Raw genomic sequence first — 17,001 nt, forward strand, 5'->3', positions numbered from 1 at the left:
ATTAGATTAATTCATGCTTGTCGCATTCAACACCGTAATTGACGGCACTTACAGATAACGGGTTACGATCAGCCATCACTCCAGCTCACGACTGCGCAATGCTGCACCCCACCCTGCCGCTGAACGCGCTGCGTGCCTTCGAAGCCGCCGCCCGCCACCAGAACTTCACACGGGCCGCACTGGAGCTGTGCGTCAGCCAGGCGGCGCTGAGCCATCAGATCCGTGGCCTGGAAGATCGTCTCGGCATCCGCCTGTTCCATCGCCTGCCGCGCGGTGTCGCCCTCACCGATGAGGGTGCGGCGCTGTATCCGGTGCTCAACGAATCGTTCGAGCGCATCTCGGCCAGCATCGCGCGTTACACGGGCGGACCTGCGCGTGAGGTGCTGACCCTGGGCGTGGTCGGCACCTTCGCCACTGGCTGGCTGCTGCCACGACTGGCTTTGTTCGAGAGCGCGCATCCGGACATCGAGCTGCGCCTGCAGACCCACAACAACCGCATCGACCTGGCCGGCGAAGGGCTGGACCTGGCGATCCGCTTTGGTGATGGCGACTGGCAGGGCCAGGCATGCACGGCGATCCTCGATGCGCCGTTTGCGCCGCTGTGCGCGCCGGCGCTGGCACGGCGCCTGAAGCAACCGCGTGATCTGGGCACGCTGCCGCTGCTGCGCTCCTACCGCAGCGACGAGTGGCCGCGCTGGTTGCAGGCGGCGGGGGTCAGTGGCGTGGAAGCGCGCGGGCCGGTGTTCGATTCCTCGTTGACGGTCGCGATGGCGGCCGCCGGTGGCGCCGGTGTGGCGCTGCTGCCGTTGTGCATGTTCGAGCAGGAACTGGCCGAAGGCCGTTTGCTGCAACCGTTCAGCACCACGCTGGATCTCGGGCGTTACTGGCTGACGAGGCTGCGCTCGCGCGCCGAGCGCGAGCCGGCAAAGCGCTTTCGCGAGTGGCTGCAGGCGCAGGGCGCGTAGGTAGTGCCGGCCACTGGCCGGCAATCCCTTGATCGTTGTGGGCGCATCGCGCTGCCGGCCAGCGGCCGGCACTACCGGTCAGGACTCCAGCAGCTCCATCCAGGCCGCTTCGGCCTTTTCCAGCTGCGCGGCAGCGGTTTCGCGGTCACGGCCAATCACGGCCATGCGCGTGGCATCGGCGTAGTTGGCCGGGTCGGCCAGCTGCCGGTCCAGTTCGGCCAGTGCACCTTCCAGCTCAGCCACCTTGGCTTCGGCCGCGGCCAGCTTGTGCGGGTTCACCGGCTTCTTCTGCACCACCTGCACCACCGGGGCGGTCTTGACCACCACCGGCTCTTCCACCTGTTCCATGCGCGCCTTGGTGCCCTGCGCCTGCGGGCGGGTACGCAGCCACGCGGCGTAGGCATCCAGGTCGCCATCGAACGGCTCGACCACGCCATCGGCCACGCGCCAGTAGGTATCGCAGACCAGGCCGATCAGATGGCGGTCGTGCGAGACCATCACGATCGCGCCTTCGAAGGTGGCCAATGCTTCGGCCAGCGCTTCGCGCATTTCCAGGTCAAGGTGGTTGGTCGGTTCGTCCAGCAGCAGCACGTTCGGCTGCTGCCAGGCGATCAGCGCCAGCGCCAGGCGTGCGCGCTCGCCACCGGAGAAGCCATCGACCGGCTCGAACGCGCGGTCACCCGGGAAGTTCCACTTGCCGAGGAAATCGCGGAACGACTGGTTCGGTGCGTCCGGGGCGATCTCGCGGAAATGCTCCATCGGCGACTGGCCTTCGTGCAGCGACTCCACCGTGTGCTGGGCGAAGTAGCCAATCTTCAGGTCCGGGTGCGCCATGCGCTCGCCGACGATCGGTGCCAGCTCGCCCACCAGGGTCTTCACCAGGGTGGTCTTGCCGGCACCGTTCGGGCCGAGCAGGCCAATGCGCTGGCCCGCTTCCAGACCGAAGCCGACGTTGTGCAGGATCACTGCGTCCTTGCCGTAGCCGGCCTCGACATGGTTCAGGCGGATCAGCGAGAACGGCAGCTTGGCCGGCGGCGCGAACTCGATACGGAACTCGCGCTCGGCGCGCACTGCTTCGGTGCCGGCCAGCTTGGCCAGGCGCTTCATGCGGCTCTGCGCCTGCGCGGCCTTGCTGGCCTGCGCCTTGAAGCGGTCGATGAAGCTCTGCAGGTGGGCGCGCTCGGCCTGTTCCTTCTCGTGCGCGATCTGCTGCTGGCGCAGCTGTTCGGCGCGCTGGCGCTCGAAATCGGTGTAGCCGCCCGGGTAGAGCTTGGCGCCGCCACCGTGCAGGTGCAGGGTGTGGGTGGCCACGTTGTCGAGGAACTCGCGATCATGCGAGATCAGCAGCAGGGTGCCCGGGTACTTCAGCAGCCACTGTTCCAGCCAGTACACCGCGTCCAGGTCGAGGTGGTTGGTCGGTTCGTCCAGCAGCAGCAGGTCGCTGGGCATCATCAGCGCGCGCGCCAGGTTCAGGCGCACGCGCCAGCCGCCGGAGAACGAGGACACCGCGCGATGATGGGTCTCGGCCGGGAAACCGAGGCCGTGCAGCAGCTTGCCGGCGCGCGCTTCGGCATCGTAGGCATTGAGCTCGGCCATCTTCGTGTGCGCCTCGGCCACCGCTTCCCAGTCTTCGCGGGCGGTCGCCTCGGCCTCGGCGGCCAGCACCGCGGCCACTTCGATGTCACCGCCCAGCACGAAGCTCAGCGCCGGGTCCGGCAGCGACGGGGTTTCCTGCGCCACGCTGGCGATACGGACCTTGCCGGGCAGGTCGACGTCCCCCTTGTCGGCCTCCAGCTCGCCCTTCACCGCCGCGAACAGGCTGGACTTGCCAGCACCGTTGCGGCCTACCACACCCACCCGGTAACCGGCGTGCAGGGTCAGGTCGACATTGGACAACAGCAGCCGCTCGCCGCGGCGCAAGGCGAAATTACGAAGGGAGATCATCGGGGGAGGGGTCCATATAACCGGATGGAATGTGCTGGTAAGCACTGTTCCTGCGACGCAATTCTAGCGTTAACGAATACTTGACGTGTCCCGGGATGCGCAGTGGCCGACGTTCCTCTCTCCCACGTCCTCGCCGCGCGCGTCCCGGGCTCCCTTCCCGCCATCGCTGATCCGGGCTAAATGGTTGCTGCTGCAACGTTTTTTCTGACGCCCGGCATTTGACAGGCACTGAATATCCCGTTAATTGCTGTATTGCGCACCGCAACAACCGCCGTCCGCCTCACCCCCGTGATGTCGATTCCGGTGCCGCCCCTGCCAACCGGAGCCCCATCCCGATGACCCGCAAGACCAGCCTGATCGCCGCCGCCGTCGCTGTCGCACTCGGTGGCTCTCCGTTCGTCGCCGCAGCCCAGCAGGCCGGCACCGCCGCCAACACCCTGGACACAGTGATCGTCACCGGCACCCGCGTGGCCGACCGCACGGTGGCCGAATCGCAATCGCCGATCGACATCATTACCCCCGAAGCACTGCAGTCCACCGGCACCAGCGAACTGGCCACGGCGCTGTCGCGCGCGCTGCCCTCGCTGAACTTCCCGCGCCCGGCCCTGACCGACGGCACCAGCGGCGTGCGCCCGGCGCAGCTGCGCGGCCTGTCGCCGGACCAGGTGCTGGTGCTGGTCAACGGCAAGCGTCGCCACACCTCGGCGATGATCAACGTCAACGGCAGCATCGGCCGTGGCTCGTCGGCGGTGGACATCAACGCGATCCCGATCGCTGCCATCGAGCGCGTGGAAGTGCTGCGCGACGGCGCGTCGGCACAGTACGGCTCGGATGCCATCGCCGGCGTCATCAACATCGTGCTCAAAGGCAGCGGTCGTGGCGGCAGCCTGGCGGTGGACTACGGCCAGTACTCGGCGGGTGACGGCAACAAGTACCAGCTGTCGGGCGATACCGGCGTCGAGTTCGGCAACGGCCGTGGCCGTGTGCACGTGGCCGGCCAGATCAGCCAGCAGGACGAGAGCAACCGCGCCGGCCCGTACCGCGGCACCACGCCGAATACCGGCAACTTCCCGAGCATCGGCCAGAAGACCTTCATCGTCGGCGACCCGCGCGTGGATGCCACCGCCGCCTCGGCCAACGCCAGCTTCGACTTCAGCGACCACGTGACCGGCTACGCCAGCGCGCTGCTCAGCAACCGCGACATCACCTCGTTCGCGTTCTACCGCTCGCGCAACCACAGCGGGCAGAGCGCGCTGCTGGCGCAGACCTACCCGGATGGCTACGTGCCGGAGATCAACCAGTATTCCAAGGACCGTTCGCTGGTGGCCGGGGTCAAGGGCAACACCGACAACGGCTGGACCTGGGACCTGAGCCTGAACCATGGCGAGAACACCCTCGATTTCCACACCCGCAACAGCATCAACTACAGCCTCGGTGCGACCAGCCCGCGCTCGTTCTACGACGGCACGCTGAAGTACCAGCAGGACATCTTCAACGCCGACCTGACCAAGTCGCTGGACTGGGGCCTGGCCTACCCGGTCACGCTGTCCTTCGGCGGTGAGTACCGCAAGGAGAAGTGGGACCAGAACCCGGGCGAACTGAACTCGTACACCGGGAGCGGTGCGCAGGGCTTCGCGGGCTTCACCCCGACCAATGAAGTGCATGCCGACCGCCACAACTACGCGGTCTATGCAGGCCTGGAAGCGGACCTGACCGAGAAGTTCTCGGCGGGCATCACCGGCCGCTACGAGGACTACTCGGACTTCGGCGACCGCTTCTCCGGCAAGCTGTCGGCGCGCTACGCGTTCACCGACAAGGTCGCGCTGCGCGCTACCGCGTCCAGTGGCTTCCGCGCACCGTCGCTGGCGCAGCAGGGTTACCAGGCCGTCACCAGCCAGTTCCTCAATGGCGTGTTCGTTGAACGCGGCACCTTCCCGACCACCAGCCCGGCCGCGCAGGCGCTGGGCGCCTCGCCGCTGAAGGCCGAGACCTCCACCTCCTACAGCCTGGGCCTGGTGCTGCAGCCGGTGGACCGCCTGTACATCACCGTCGATGCCTACCAGATCGACATCGATGACCGCATCGCGCTGTCGTCCAGCATCACCACCAACGCCGCCACCAGCGCGCTGCTGGGCACCCTCGGCCTGCCGCAGGTGACCGCGTTCTCGTACTTCACCAACGGCCTGGATACGCGCACCCGCGGCGTCGACTTCGTGTCCAGCTACACGGTGCCGTTCAGTGCCAGCAGCCTGGAACTGACCGCCGCCTACAGCTACAACGACACCGAAGTGCGCCGCGTCAGTGGCACCCCGGCGGTGTTTGGCACGCTGGGCCTGACCCAGTCGCTGATCGGCCGTGATGAGATCGGCCGCATCGAGGACAGCTACCCGCGCGACAAGGCGATCCTGAGCGGCACCTGGCGTTCGGACCACTGGGAACTGGGCCTGGCGGCGACCCGCTACGGCAAGTTCACCGTGCGCAACTCGGCCACCGCGCTGCGCGACCAGACCTACGGCGATGCCTGGGTCGTGGATGCCTCGGCCAGCTACAAGCCGAGCAGCAACTGGACCCTGACCGTGGGCGCCGACAACCTGCTGGACAAGTACCCGGACCGCACCGAAGACCTGCAGAACTCCACCTTCGGCATGCTGCCGTACAGCAACTACTCGCCGTTCGGCTTCAACGGCGCGTATGTGTATGGGCGCATCAAGTACACCTGGTAAGAGGTAACGGGCATGCCGGGCCCTGCCCGGCGCCGCTCTGGTAGTGCCGGCCGCTGGCCGGCATCCCCTCGCCGCATCTGGAGGAGAGCCCCTTCCTGTTGAAGGGGTGCGCCGAAGGCGGGGGTAGAGGAGAAATGCGTGGGCAAACCCACCGGCCACTGCACGTGGCAAGTGGGTTTGCCGTATCTGGCCGCATCGGTGAAAATCGGGGCATCCCCCCGATTTCTGCGAGAGCCGATGCACCATGACACCGACCTGATCAACATCGTTGCCGTTGGCCTGGGGCTCGCCTTCATCTTCGGCGCGCTGGCCAACAAGCTCCGCTTGTCCCCTCTGGTCGGTTACCTGGTTGCTGGCATCTGCGTAGGCCCGTTCACCCCCGGCTTCGTCGCCGACCAGGCGCTGGCCAACCAGCTGGCCGAACTGGGCGTGATGCTGCTGATGTTCGGTGTCGGCCTGCACTTCTCGCTGAAGGACCTGATGGCGGTCAAGGCCATCGCCATTCCCGGTGCCATCGGCCAGATCGCAGTGGCCACCCTGCTCGGCTGGGGCGTGGCCTCGCTGATGGGCTGGCCGGCCATCCATGGCGTCATCTTCGGTTTCTCGCTGGCCACCGCCAGTACCGTGGTGCTGCTGCGGGCGATGGAGGAGCGGCGCCTGCTGGAGACCATGCGCGGCAAGATCGCGGTCGGCTGGCTGATCGTGGAAGACCTGGCCTGTGTGCTGGCACTGGTGATGATGCCGGTGATGGCCGGTGTGTTCGGCCCCGACGCGGCCAAGGAATCGCATTCGCTGGGCAGCGTGTTGGCCGACATCGGCTGGACCTTCGTGCAGCTGGGCCTGTTCGTGGCGGTGATGCTGGTGGTCGGACGCCGGGTCATTCCGTGCATCCTGGAACGCATCGCCGGTACCGGCTCGCGCGAGCTGTTCACCCTGTCGGTGCTGGCGATCGCGCTGGGCGTGGCATTCGGCTCGGCCATGTTGTTCGGCGTCTCGTTCGCGCTGGGCGCGTTCTTCGCCGGCATGCTGCTCAACGAATCGGAGCTGAGCCACAAGGCCGCGACCGATTCGCTGCCGCTGCGCGATGCGTTCGCGGTGCTGTTCTTCGTCTCGGTCGGCATGCTGTTCGACCCCAACATCCTCGTCCAGCACCCGTGGCAGGTGCTGGCCACGGTGCTGATCATCATGTTCGGCAAATCGGCCGCGGCGTTCTTCATCGTGCGTGCGTTCGGCCATCCGACCAGCACCGCGCTGACCATCTCGGCCAGCCTGGCGCAGATCGGCGAGTTCGCCTTCATCATCGCCGGCCTCGGCGTCGCCCTGCAGATCCTGCCGAAGGAAGGCCAGTCGCTGGTACTGGCCGGTGCGCTGGTGTCGATCATGCTCAATCCACTGGTGTTCGGCCTGCTCGACCGTTGGCAGGCCAAGCAGGAACAGCAGCCGCAGCCGGCGGAGCCGGAAGAGGCCACCGGTCCCTCGCGCGATCTGCGTGACCACGCCATCGTGATCGGCTATGGCCGGGTCGGCAGCGAACTGGCGCAGGTGCTGCGCGATCGCGGCGTGCCGGTGCTGGTGATCGATGACAACAAGGAACACGTCGAACAGGCGCACGCCAAGGGCCTGGCGGCGATCCGCGGCAGTGCCGCCGCCGACCGGGTGCTGGCCGAGGCTCATCCGGAGCGCGCCAAGATCGCGGTGCTGGCGATTCCGCAGCCGCTGGAAGCCGGTGAGGCGCTGGCAAAGCTGCGGGCGATCAACCCGGACCTGACCCTGCTGGCACGTGCGCACAGCGATGCCGAGGTGAAGCACCTGCTGGAACACGGTGCCGATGGCACGGTGATGGCCGAGCGCGAGCTGGCCTATTCGCTGGCGGAGATGATCATGTCGACGCCGCCGTACCGGAATCTGGGGCAGCACAGCATTCCGGTGGTGTGAGGGGTGTGCGTGTGCAGGGCTTGCAGCCCTGCACCTGCTTGGAACAACGGCAACGGCAACGGCAAAAGCATGCTATCCGTGGGATGGCGGGGTGGGTCCGGTTGCGGGAGACGCCGTGAACCCATCCCTGGGGGCTTGGCCGCGGCATCCATGCCGCGGACACTCCCGCAACCGGACCCACCCCGCCTTCGACAGTTCGCCGCTGCTGTGGGTGGGTGTCGACCTTGGTCGACACGCCGGCACAAAAAAATCCCCGGTCGACCCGCATCGACCGGGGATCTGGATCGCCACGTTGCCACGCCTTGGAGAGGCAGTTCCACGGTAGCGCATCGCGCGGCCGGTGGTGATCGCCTGTGGCGATATGCACCAAGCGCGCAGCTATCAGGCGCCGGCCAGGGCCTGCTCCAGGTCCGCGCGCAGGTCGCCGATGTGCTCGATGCCGATCGACAGACGCACGGTGTCTTCGCTGACCCCGGCCTTGGCCAGTTCAGCTGCATCCAGCTGGCGATGGGTGGTGGACGCTGGATGGGTCGCCAGCGATTTGGCGTCGCCCAGGTTCACCAGCCGGGTGAACAGCTTCAACGCATCAAGGAAGCGCGCGCCGGCTTCACGGCCGCCGGGCAGGCCGAAGGTCAGTACGCCCGAGCCGTGTCCCCCCAGGTAGCGCTGCGCGGCGGCGTGCTCCGGGTCGTCGGCCAACCCGGCGTAGCGGACCCAGGCCACCTTGGCGTGCGCCTTCAGGAACTGCGCGACGGCCAGCGCGTTGGCATTGATGCGCTCCATGCGCAGCGCCAGGGTCTCGATGCCCTGCAGGATCAGGAAAGCATTGAACGGCGACAGCGCCGCACCGGTGTTGCGCAGCGGCACCACGCGCGCGCGGCCGATATAGGCCGCCGGCCCCAGCGCTTCGGTGTAGACCACGCCGTGGTAGCTGGGGTCGGGCTGGTTGAGGCGGGCGAAACGCTTCGGCTGCGCGGCCCAGTCGAAGCGACCGGAGTCGATGATGGCGCCGCCGAGGCTGTTGCCGTGGCCGCCCAGGTACTTGGTCAGCGAGTGCACGACGATGTCGGCACCGTGCTCGAACGGGCGCAGCAGGAAGGGCGTGGCCACGGTGTTGTCGACGATCAGCGGTACGCCGGCCGCGTGAGCGACTTCGGCGATGGCGGCGATGTCTGTGACATTGCCGCGCGGGTTGCCGATCGATTCGACGAACACCGCCTTGGTGCGCTCGTCGATCAGCGCGGCGAACCCGGCCGGATCGGCGGGGTCGGCGAAGCGCGCCTGGATGCCGTACTGCGGCAGCGTATGCGCCAGCAGGTTGAGGCTGCCGCCATACAGCGCGCTGGAGGCGACGATGTTGTCGCCGGCCTCGGCAATGGTCTGGATGGCATAGGTGATCGCGGCCTGCCCCGAGGCCAGCGCCAGTGCGCCGATGCCACCTTCCAGCGCGGCCAAGCGTTGCTCCAGCACGTCGGTGGTGGGATTCATGATGCGTGTGTAGATGTTGCCCGGCACCTTCAGGTCGAACAGGTCGGCGCCATGCTGGGTGTCATCGAAGGCATACGCCACCGTCTGGTAGATCGGCACCGCCACCGCGCGGGTGGTCGGGTCGGGACGGTAGCCGCCGTGCACGGCCAGGGTTTCCAGTTGCCACTGCGGGTCGCTCATTGCACCAGGCTCCATCCGGGGAAACCGCCACCATAGGCCAGCTGCAGCCTGGCACTGAGAGCCACTGGCGATGACGTGCGTACCGGCGGTTATCAGGTTGGCCGCGATTCAGGCAGCCGTCATGGACCGTTGCTAGGCTGCGCCGCCGGGCGCTCCTGCCCGGGCACGGAGGCCCCACGCGCATGCAGCCATCCCCTTGGACACCCACCGCCAACGGCACGCCGACACCGGTCCTGCTGGTGGAGGATGATCGTCGCCTGGCCGAACTGGTCAGCGACTACCTGAACGAGCATGGCTTTGCCGTGCAGCACGTCGCCCGTGGCGACCTGGCTGGCGCGGCCTGCCGCCAGCATGCGCCGGAACTGGTGGTGCTGGACCTGATGCTGCCCGGCCTCGGTGGCATCGACGTGTGCCGGCAGATCCGCAGCTTCTCCGACGTGCCGATCCTGATGCTGACCGCGTGCGAGGACGACATCGAGCAGGTACTGGGCCTGGAATCCGGCGCCGACGACTATGTGCACAAGCCGATCGAACCGCGCCTGCTGCTGGCGCGTCTGCGCGCGCTGCTGCGCCGCCGCAATGGCAGCAGCAACACTGGCACGCCCTGCCGGCTGATGCATGGTGAACTGCTGATCGACCGCATGCAGCGCGAGGTGCATCTGCATGGCCAGCCGGTAGACATGGGCACCACCGAATTCGAGATCCTGTGGCTGCTGGCCAGCCAGCCGGGGCAGATCCTGTCGCGCGACCAGATCCTGCAGGCGGTGCGCGGCATCGGCTTCGACGGCCTGGACCGTAGTGTCGATGTCAGCATCGGCAAGCTGCGCCGCAAGCTGGGCGATGACGCGCGCGAACCGCGGCGGATCAAGACCGTGTGGGGCCGCGGCTACCAGTTCAACCCGTCGGCCTGGACCGCATGAAGCGGCTGTTCCTGTGGCTGTGGTTCGTCACTGGTGCCTGCTTCCTGGTGTCGGTGTTTTTCCTCAACCACATCCTGGACGGCATCTACACGCCTGTGCAGGATCGCGTGTTCGTCGAGCAGGTGCGCGGGCAGGTGTACGCCCTGCGCAGTGGCCTGGCCGGCCTGGACGCCGGCCAGCAGCATGAGCGCCTGCAGCAGTGGCAGCCACACTACGGCATCGCGCTGACCCTGCTCGACAGTGCTCCCGCGCTCGCCCCCCAGGAACAGGCAGCCGTGAAGGCTGATGGCTTCATCGTGCGCGATCAATACCAGCAGGTCCTGCTGCCCATCGAAGGCATCGGAGGCCGCTGGCTGCACCTGCGCCTGCCTGGCGCGGTGCAGATGACGACGTACATGACAATCGCGGCATACCTCAGCATCCTGCTGCTGGTCGGCGCCAGCCTGTACGCCTGGGTGCGCCTGCTCTGGCGCGATCTTGAAGCGCTGCGCCTGCACGCCGACCGCATCGGTGCCGGTGATCTGCAAGCGCGCGCACAGGTCTCGCCGCGCTCGCAGATCCGGGTCATCGTCGAACATTCCAACCGCATGGCGGCGCGCGTAGCCGAACTGGTGCAGCGCCAACGCGACCTGACCCATGCGATCTCGCACGAACTGCGCACGCCGATCGCGCGCGTGGCCTTCGGCCTGGACCTGATGCAGGACAGTGATGATCGCGAACGCCGCGAACGGCTGGCACAGGGCCTGCACGGCGATCTGGCCGAACTCAACCGGCTGGTCAGCGAACTGCTGGCCTATGAGCGCCTGGAGCATCCCAGCGAAGGCGAGCCGATGCAGCGCATCGAAGCCGACGACTGGCTGCAGGCCTGTCTGGCCGATGCACGCCGTGATGCCGAACGCGGCGGCGTGGTCCTGCGCGTGCAGCCCAGTGCGTTGCCACGGGTGGATGCCGAGCCGCGCCTGCTGCAGCTGGCACTGAGCAATCTGGTGGGCAATGCGCTGCGCCACACGCATTCGCAGGTGGAAGTCTCGCTGGTCGGCGTCGGCGGCCGGGCCTGCCTGCGTGTGGATGACGACGGCCCTGGCATCGCCGAAGCCGATCGCGAGAAGGTGATGCGTCCATTCACCCGCCTGGACGACAGCCGCAGCCGCGACACCGGCGGTTTCGGCCTGGGCCTGGCCATTGTCAGCCGCATCGCCGCCCGCCACGGTGGCGAGCTGCGCATCAGCCGCGCCACGCTGGGCGGCGCGCGCCTGGAAATGCACTGGCCGCTGGCTGCCAGCTGAACGCCCAAGGGCACCCTTACAGTTGATTACAACTCCCGCACAACTGCGGACGGATCGGTCGCCGGCCTATCGCCACGCTAACGACCCTGCAGCACTCGCCGGATGCGCGCGCTGCCTTCCTCCCATTGTCGAGAGTTTCCATGTCCCAGCTTCGCCGTTCCCCCGCCCTGCTCTGCCTGGCCCTGTTGCCGCTGTTCGCCGCACCGATCGCCCACGCCAAGGATGACCACTGGACCTTCGAGGTCGCTGCCGGCGGTGGCGTGGCACCTCGCTACAGTGGCAGCGAGGAGTATCGTGCGACGCCGTCGTTGTCCTTTGATGTCACCTCGCCGGGTGGATGGTTTCTGGGCACCAGTGGCATTGGCTGGGGCACCTCCATTGGCGAGCACACCCGCGTGCGTGCCTACGTCGGCGCCAGCGGCATCCGCAAGGAAAAGGACTCCCTGCTTGGCGGTTCGGACTTCCTGCGCGGCATGGGCGATATCGATACCCGTCCCCTGGTCGGCATCTCGGCTGGTTATACGCTGGGCGAAGCCGTGCTGAGCGGCTCCTGGCAGTTCACCCGCAAGGATGAGGACAAGGCCGAGAACGGCCTGGCCACCCAGCAGGTGCACCTGAACCTGACCATGCCGCTGTTCGACCTGGCCGGTGGCGTGGTCAGCGGCAGTGTTTCCACCGACTACGGCAACCGCGGTTACATGCAGACCTGGTACGGCGTCAGCCCGGAACAGGCGGCGCGTACCGGCTTTGCCCAGCACAAGCCGAAGGCCGGCCTGGTCAGCGCCGGTGTCGGCCTCAAGTGGAGCCACCGCGTGGGCCGCAACGGCAACTGGTACATCTCGGCCGAAGGCACGCGCCTGCTTGGCGATGCGGCCGACAGCCCGATCGTGCAGAAGCCCAACCAGTTCGGCTTGATGAGCGGGTACACGCACCGCTTCTGAGAAGTCGCCGGGCATGGCCCGGCGCTACCGGAGAAAACGGGGCGCTGCGATCAGGCAGCGCCCCGCATGATTCACGCCTTGGCGAACACCAGGTGACCGCCGTCGTTGCCGACTTCGATGGTGTCGCCGTTGACGAAGGCCCCGGACAGGATCTTCTGCGCCAGCGGGTTTTCCAGCTGCGCCTGGATCGCACGCTTCAACGGACGCGCGCCATACACCGGATCGAAGCCAACGTTGCCGAGCAGATCGAATGCTGCGTCGGACACCATCAGCTTCAAGCCACGCTCGGCCAGGCGCTTCTCCAGCCCACGCATCTGGATCCGCGCGATCTGCTTGATCTGCTGCTTGTCCAGCGGGTGGAACACCACGATGTCGTCCAGGCGGTTGATGAATTCCGGGCGGAAGTGCGCCTGCACCACGCCCATCACCGCCGCCTTCATCTGCGTGTAGGCCTCCGGGCTGTCGTCGGCACTCATGTCCTGGATCTGGTGCGAGCCCAGGTTCGAGGTCATCACGATGACGGTGTTGCGGAAGTCCACGGTGCGGCCCTGGCCATCGGTCAGGCGGCCATCGTCCAGCACCTGCAGCAGGATGTTGAACACATCCGGGTGCGCCTTCTCCACTTCGTCCAGCAGGATCAGCGAATACGGACGACGACGCACAGCCTCGGTCAGGTAGCCGCCTTCCTCGTAGCCGACATAGCCCGGAGGCGCACCGATCAGGCGTGCGACGCTGTGCTTCTCCATGAACTCGCTCATGTCGATGCGGATCATCGCGTCGGCACTGTCGAACAGGAATTCGGCCAGCGACTTGCACAGCTCGGTCTTGCCCACGCCGGTCGGGCCGAGGAACAGGAACGAGCCGGCCGGACGGTTCGGATCGGACAGTCCGGCACGCGAGCGGCGCACCGCATCGGAGACGACCTTGATCGCTTCCTCCTGGCCGACCACGCGGTTGTGCAGCACCTCTTCCATGCGCAGAAGCTTGTCGCGCTCGCCTTCGAGCATCTTGTTGACCGGAATACCGGTCCAGCGCGAAACGACTTCGGCAATCTCCTCGTCGGTCACGCGGTCCTGCACCAGCTTGAAGTCCTTGTGCTCGGCTTCCTGGGCGGCGGCCAGCTGCTTTTCCAGCTGCGGCAACAGGCCGTACTGGATCTCGCTCATCCTGGCGAAATCCTGGCGGCGCTGCGCGGCCTCCAGTTCCAGCCTGGCCTGCTCGACCTGCTCCTTGATCTTCGTCGCACCCTGCAGCGCGGCCTTCTCCGACTTCCAGATTTCATTGAGATCGGAGAACTCGCGCTCCAGCGCCTCGATGTCGTTCTCCAGGTCGGCCAGGCGTTGCCGCGAGGCTTCGTCCTTTTCCTTCTTCAGCATCTCGCGCTGGATCTTCAGCTGGATCACCCGGCGCTCCAGGCGGTCCAGCTCTTCCGGCTTGGAGTCGATCTCCATGCGCAGGCGCGAAGCGGCTTCGTCCATCAGGTCGATGGCCTTGTCCGGCAGCTGGCGGTCGGTGATGTAGCGGTTGGACAGCGTCGCGGCGGCGACGATGGCCGGGTCGGTGATCTCCACGCCATGGTGCAGCGCGTACTTCTCCTTCAGGCCGCGCAGGATCGCGATGGTGTCCTCCACCGACGGCTCGCCCACGAACACCTTCTGGAAGCGGCGCTCCAGCGCGGCATCCTTCTCGATGTACTTGCGGTACTCGTCCAGCGTGGTCGCGCCGATGCAATGCAGCTCACCGCGTGCCAGCGCCGGCTTCAGCATGTTGCCGGCATCCATCGCGCCATCGGCCTTGCCAGCGCCGACCATGGTGTGCAGTTCGTCGATGAACAGGATGATCTGGCCTTCGTTCTTGGCCAGGTCGTTGAGCACGCCCTTCAGGCGTTCCTCGAACTCACCGCGGAATTTGGCACCGGCGATCAGCGCGCCCATGTCCAGCGACAGCACGCGCTTGCCGCGCAGGCCCTCAGGCACTTCGTCGTTGATGATGCGCTGGGCCAAGCCCTCGACGATGGCAGTCTTGCCCACGCCGGGTTCGCCGATCAGCACCGGGTTGTTCTTGGTCCGGCGCTGCAGCACCTGGATGGTGCGACGGATCTCTTCGTCGCGGCCGATCACCGGGTCGAGCTTGCCGCTCTCGGCGCGCGCGGTCAGGTCGATGGTGTACTTCTCCAGCGCCTGCCGCTGTTCCTCGGCATTCTCCGACTGCACGTTCTCGCCGCCACGCAACTTGTCGATGGCCGCCTGCAGGCGGGTCTTGTCGGCACCGGCGGCGCGCAGCGCCATGCCCAGCGTGCCGCCATCGTCCAGCGCGGCCAGCACGAACCACTCGCTGGCGATGAAGGCATCCCCATGCTGCTGGGCCAGCTTGTCGGTCTGGTTCAGCAGGCGCCCCAGGTCATTGCCCATCGAGACATTGCCGGCCTGGCCGGACACCTTCGGCAGCGCGTCCAGCGCCTCGGTCAGGCGCTCGCGCAGCACCGGCACGTTCACCCCGGCCTGGGCCAGCAACGGGCGCGTGCTGCCGCCCTGCTGGTCCAGCAGCGCGCTGAACAGGTGAACCGGTTCGATGATGCTGTTGTCGCGGCCCACGGCCAGCGACTGTGCGTCTGCCAGCGCCTGCTGGAAACGCGAGGTGAGCTTGTCCATCCGCATTGCGAATCCTCATCGGTCATCAGGGCCGGCCCGCGCCGGCGATGCTGGAAAGATGCGGTTGCCCCACCCGGTTTCAAGGGTGGCTGCGACTGCACCCCGAGGCCAGTCAGCCTGCGGCCAGCATGCCGGAGCGGGTGTGGTCGGCGCGTTGATCCGGATCAGTCATGCGCGGTGGACGAGTTCAGCGGGTGATCGCGGTGCGGATCGCGCGCAGCTGCTGCTTGACCGCCCGCGCCTGGGCTGCATCCATCCGCAGCAGCGCCTTCTGCCCGATCGAGCGCGACTGCAGGGTGGGATCGACAAAGCGGTAGCGGCCGCGTTCATCGCGCTGCACCACTGGGGGCTGGGCCAGTTCCGGGGTGTCCAGCAGGTGGTCGATCACCGCGACCAGGCGGTCGTTGAAGTAGCCCTCAGGCCGGCCCAGGTCCACATAGGCCTGCTGGATCAGCGGATAGAAGCGCTTGTAAGCGGTAGCCGTGGCCGCCGGGTCCAGCGCAGTGAACGCCTGCACGTAGGGCGCATAACGCGCCGCGTTGCTGGCGGCGATGCGTTCGCCACCCTCACCGGGCTCGACCTGCAGGTTGCCCGGCAGCGGCCGCGCGGCCAGCGCAGTCGGCGGCACGCTGGGCTTGTCCAGGTTGTCGACCTGGGTGACCAAGCGCTGGATCAGGTGATCGCGCAGCAGCAGGGTCAATGGCCCCTCGCCCTGGAACAGCTGGCTCAATGCACCCCAGGCGGCCGTATCGCTGTCAGCCAGCCTCGGCAGCGCCGGATCGGCTGCGGCCTCGGTATCCAGCGGATGCTTGATCGCGGGCGGTGCTGGCGCGGGTTCTGCGGCCGCCTGCGGTTGTGGCGGCGCGCTGGTACTGGCGGGGGTTGATTGCACCGGCACCGAAACACCGTCTGCCAGGCTCTTCAGCTGATCGCGGAACAGCCAACCGCCCGCGCCACCGATCACCACCACACCCAGCACCCACGGCCAAACCGCCTTTCCACTCTGCATGATGCAGCACCTCGTTTCACACGCATGTAGAAGGTGTGACCCCGCCGATTCCAACGGGTTCCCCACCTGTTCCGCTGCCGTTCGGGTTCGGGCCTGCAGCAAAACCGCGCTCACGTCTGCTTTGCACGCTCCGCGCGAGGCTGTAGGTCTTGTCCTGTGGAGGCACTGCCATGCAGTACGCGCTGTATTACTGGACCGGCATCCAGGGCCGTGGCGAGTTCGTGCGGCTGGCACTGGAAGATGCCGGCGCCGACTACATCGACATGGCGCGGGTGCACGGCGATGCAGTGATGCAGCCGTTCCTCGACGGTGGCAGCGAAGGTGCGCAGCCCTTCGCACCCCCATTCCTGAAGGCCGGCCGCCAGGTCATCGCGCAGGTCGCGGCCATCCTGGATTTCCTCGGCCCGACGCTGGACCTGGTGCCACAGGCGGCCTCGCGGCGGATGCAGGCGCTGCAACTGCAGCTCACCATCGCTGATCTGGTGGCCGAGGTGCACGACACCCACCACCCCATCGCGGCCTCGAAGTATTACGAAGAACAGAAGACCGAAGCCAAGGCGCGCGCTGCGTCCCTGCGCGGCGAGCGGCTGCCGAAGTACCTCGGCTACTTCGAGCAGGTGCTGGCGGCCAATAGCGGCCGCCATGCACTGCGCGAGCATTCGTATGTGGATCTGTCGCTGTTCCAGCTGCTGAGCGGGCTGGATTACATGTTCCCGCGCCGCATGCAGGCACTCGGCCCCACCCTGCCCCTGCTGCGTGCACTGCAGGAGCGGGTGGCCAAGCGACCGAACATCGCCGCCTACCTGGCCTCGGAACGGCGGCTGGCGTTCAACACCAACGGCATCTTCCGGCATTACCCGGAACTGGATGGAGAGCGGTAGTGCCGGCCGCTGGCCGGCAACCACACGATGCGTCTGCAGCCCACCGCGTTGCCGGCCAGCGGCCGGCACTACCGTGGG

General features: G+C 67.1%; 11 protein-coding genes. 7 read left to right on the forward strand and 4 right to left on the reverse strand.

Annotated elements, in window-relative coordinates:
* The first annotated feature begins 98 nt into the window (after positions 1-98).
* Complete coding sequence (gene ampR, locus ACZK29_RS17145) at positions 99-965, forward strand: LysR family transcriptional regulator AmpR (RefSeq protein ID WP_459048212.1); 867 nt, start codon at positions 99-101, stop codon at positions 963-965.
* Positions 966-1,043: 78 nt separating this feature from the next.
* On the opposite strand, the gene ACZK29_RS17150 is transcribed toward ampR, so the two are convergent.
* Entirely contained in the window at positions 1,044-2,909 is a 1,866-nt protein-coding gene (locus ACZK29_RS17150; protein ID WP_478446285.1) for an ABC-F family ATP-binding cassette domain-containing protein, read from the reverse strand.
* Between the two features lie 335 nt (positions 2,910-3,244).
* On the opposite strand from ACZK29_RS17150, the gene ACZK29_RS17155 reads away from it, so the two are divergent.
* Together ACZK29_RS17155 and ybaL are read left to right on the forward strand one after the other, a co-directional pair.
* Positions 3,245-5,632, forward strand: coding sequence for a TonB-dependent receptor plug domain-containing protein (locus ACZK29_RS17155; protein WP_111205151.1), 2,388 nt, complete (start codon positions 3,245-3,247; stop codon positions 5,630-5,632).
* Positions 5,633-5,869: 237 nt separating this feature from the next.
* Positions 5,870-7,567: a YbaL family putative K(+) efflux transporter gene (gene ybaL / locus ACZK29_RS17160; RefSeq protein ID WP_478446286.1), complete on the forward strand. Its 1,698-nt coding sequence runs from the start codon at positions 5,870-5,872 to the stop codon at positions 7,565-7,567.
* Positions 7,568-7,948: 381 nt separating this feature from the next.
* On the opposite strand, the gene ACZK29_RS17165 is transcribed toward ybaL, so the two are convergent.
* A complete protein-coding gene (locus tag ACZK29_RS17165) occupies positions 7,949-9,235 on the reverse strand; it encodes an O-acetylhomoserine aminocarboxypropyltransferase/cysteine synthase family protein (protein ID WP_164147566.1) in 1,287 nt (428 codons plus the stop codon).
* Between the two features lie 182 nt (positions 9,236-9,417).
* Between ACZK29_RS17165 and ACZK29_RS17170 the strand changes: the two genes are divergently transcribed.
* From ACZK29_RS17170 to ACZK29_RS17180, 3 genes are all read left to right on the forward strand, one after another.
* Complete coding sequence (locus tag ACZK29_RS17170; RefSeq protein WP_111204374.1) at positions 9,418-10,155, forward strand: winged helix-turn-helix domain-containing protein; 738 nt, start codon at positions 9,418-9,420, stop codon at positions 10,153-10,155.
* Positions 10,152-11,441, forward strand: coding sequence for an ATP-binding protein (locus tag ACZK29_RS17175; RefSeq protein WP_478446287.1), 1,290 nt, complete (start codon positions 10,152-10,154; stop codon positions 11,439-11,441). Before ACZK29_RS17170 ends, ACZK29_RS17175 begins: the two co-directional genes overlap by 4 nt.
* Before the next feature lie 140 nt (positions 11,442-11,581).
* The gene (locus ACZK29_RS17180) at positions 11,582-12,382 is read left to right on the forward strand and encodes a MipA/OmpV family protein (RefSeq protein ID WP_459048208.1); all 801 of its coding nucleotides are present in this window, start codon (positions 11,582-11,584) and stop codon (positions 12,380-12,382) included.
* Between the two features lie 71 nt (positions 12,383-12,453).
* Here the strand turns inward: ACZK29_RS17180 and clpB are convergent, their stop codons facing one another.
* Entirely contained in the window at positions 12,454-15,039 is a 2,586-nt protein-coding gene (clpB, locus tag ACZK29_RS17185) for an ATP-dependent chaperone ClpB (protein ID WP_164147572.1), read from the reverse strand.
* Between the two features lie 181 nt (positions 15,040-15,220).
* Positions 15,221-16,042: a DUF3014 domain-containing protein gene (locus tag ACZK29_RS17190; RefSeq protein ID WP_164147574.1), complete on the reverse strand. Its 822-nt coding sequence runs from the start codon at positions 16,040-16,042 to the stop codon at positions 15,221-15,223.
* Between the two features lie 170 nt (positions 16,043-16,212).
* Between ACZK29_RS17190 and ACZK29_RS17195 the strand changes: the two genes are divergently transcribed.
* Positions 16,213-16,923 carry a glutathione S-transferase gene (locus ACZK29_RS17195; protein WP_459048206.1) on the forward strand — a complete coding sequence of 237 codons (711 nt, stop codon included), beginning with the start codon at positions 16,213-16,215 and terminating at the stop codon, positions 16,921-16,923.
* Positions 16,924-17,001: the final 78 nt, after the last annotated feature.

The sequence above is a fragment of the Stenotrophomonas sp. 89682_Sma genome (assembly GCF_056481405.1).

Excerpts from the sequence above, each read along its gene's own strand:
- ampR (WP_459048212.1), top strand. The coding sequence starts at position 99 with ATGCTGCACCCCACCCTGCCGCTGAACGCGCTGCGTGCCTTCGAAGCC.
- ACZK29_RS17150 (WP_478446285.1), bottom strand. The coding sequence starts at position 2,909 with ATGATCTCCCTTCGTAATTTCGCCTTGCGCCGCGGCGAGCGGCTGCTG.
- ACZK29_RS17155 (WP_111205151.1), top strand. The coding sequence starts at position 3,245 with ATGACCCGCAAGACCAGCCTGATCGCCGCCGCCGTCGCTGTCGCACTC.
- ybaL (WP_478446286.1), top strand. The coding sequence starts at position 5,870 with ATGCACCATGACACCGACCTGATCAACATCGTTGCCGTTGGCCTGGGG.
- ACZK29_RS17165 (WP_164147566.1), bottom strand. The coding sequence starts at position 9,235 with ATGAGCGACCCGCAGTGGCAACTGGAAACCCTGGCCGTGCACGGCGGC.
- ACZK29_RS17170 (WP_111204374.1), top strand. The coding sequence starts at position 9,418 with ATGCAGCCATCCCCTTGGACACCCACCGCCAACGGCACGCCGACACCG.
- ACZK29_RS17175 (WP_478446287.1), top strand. The coding sequence starts at position 10,152 with ATGAAGCGGCTGTTCCTGTGGCTGTGGTTCGTCACTGGTGCCTGCTTC.
- ACZK29_RS17180 (WP_459048208.1), top strand. The coding sequence starts at position 11,582 with ATGTCCCAGCTTCGCCGTTCCCCCGCCCTGCTCTGCCTGGCCCTGTTG.
- clpB (WP_164147572.1), bottom strand. The coding sequence starts at position 15,039 with ATGCGGATGGACAAGCTCACCTCGCGTTTCCAGCAGGCGCTGGCAGAC.
- ACZK29_RS17190 (WP_164147574.1), bottom strand. The coding sequence starts at position 16,042 with ATGCAGAGTGGAAAGGCGGTTTGGCCGTGGGTGCTGGGTGTGGTGGTG.
- ACZK29_RS17195 (WP_459048206.1), top strand. The coding sequence starts at position 16,213 with ATGCAGTACGCGCTGTATTACTGGACCGGCATCCAGGGCCGTGGCGAG.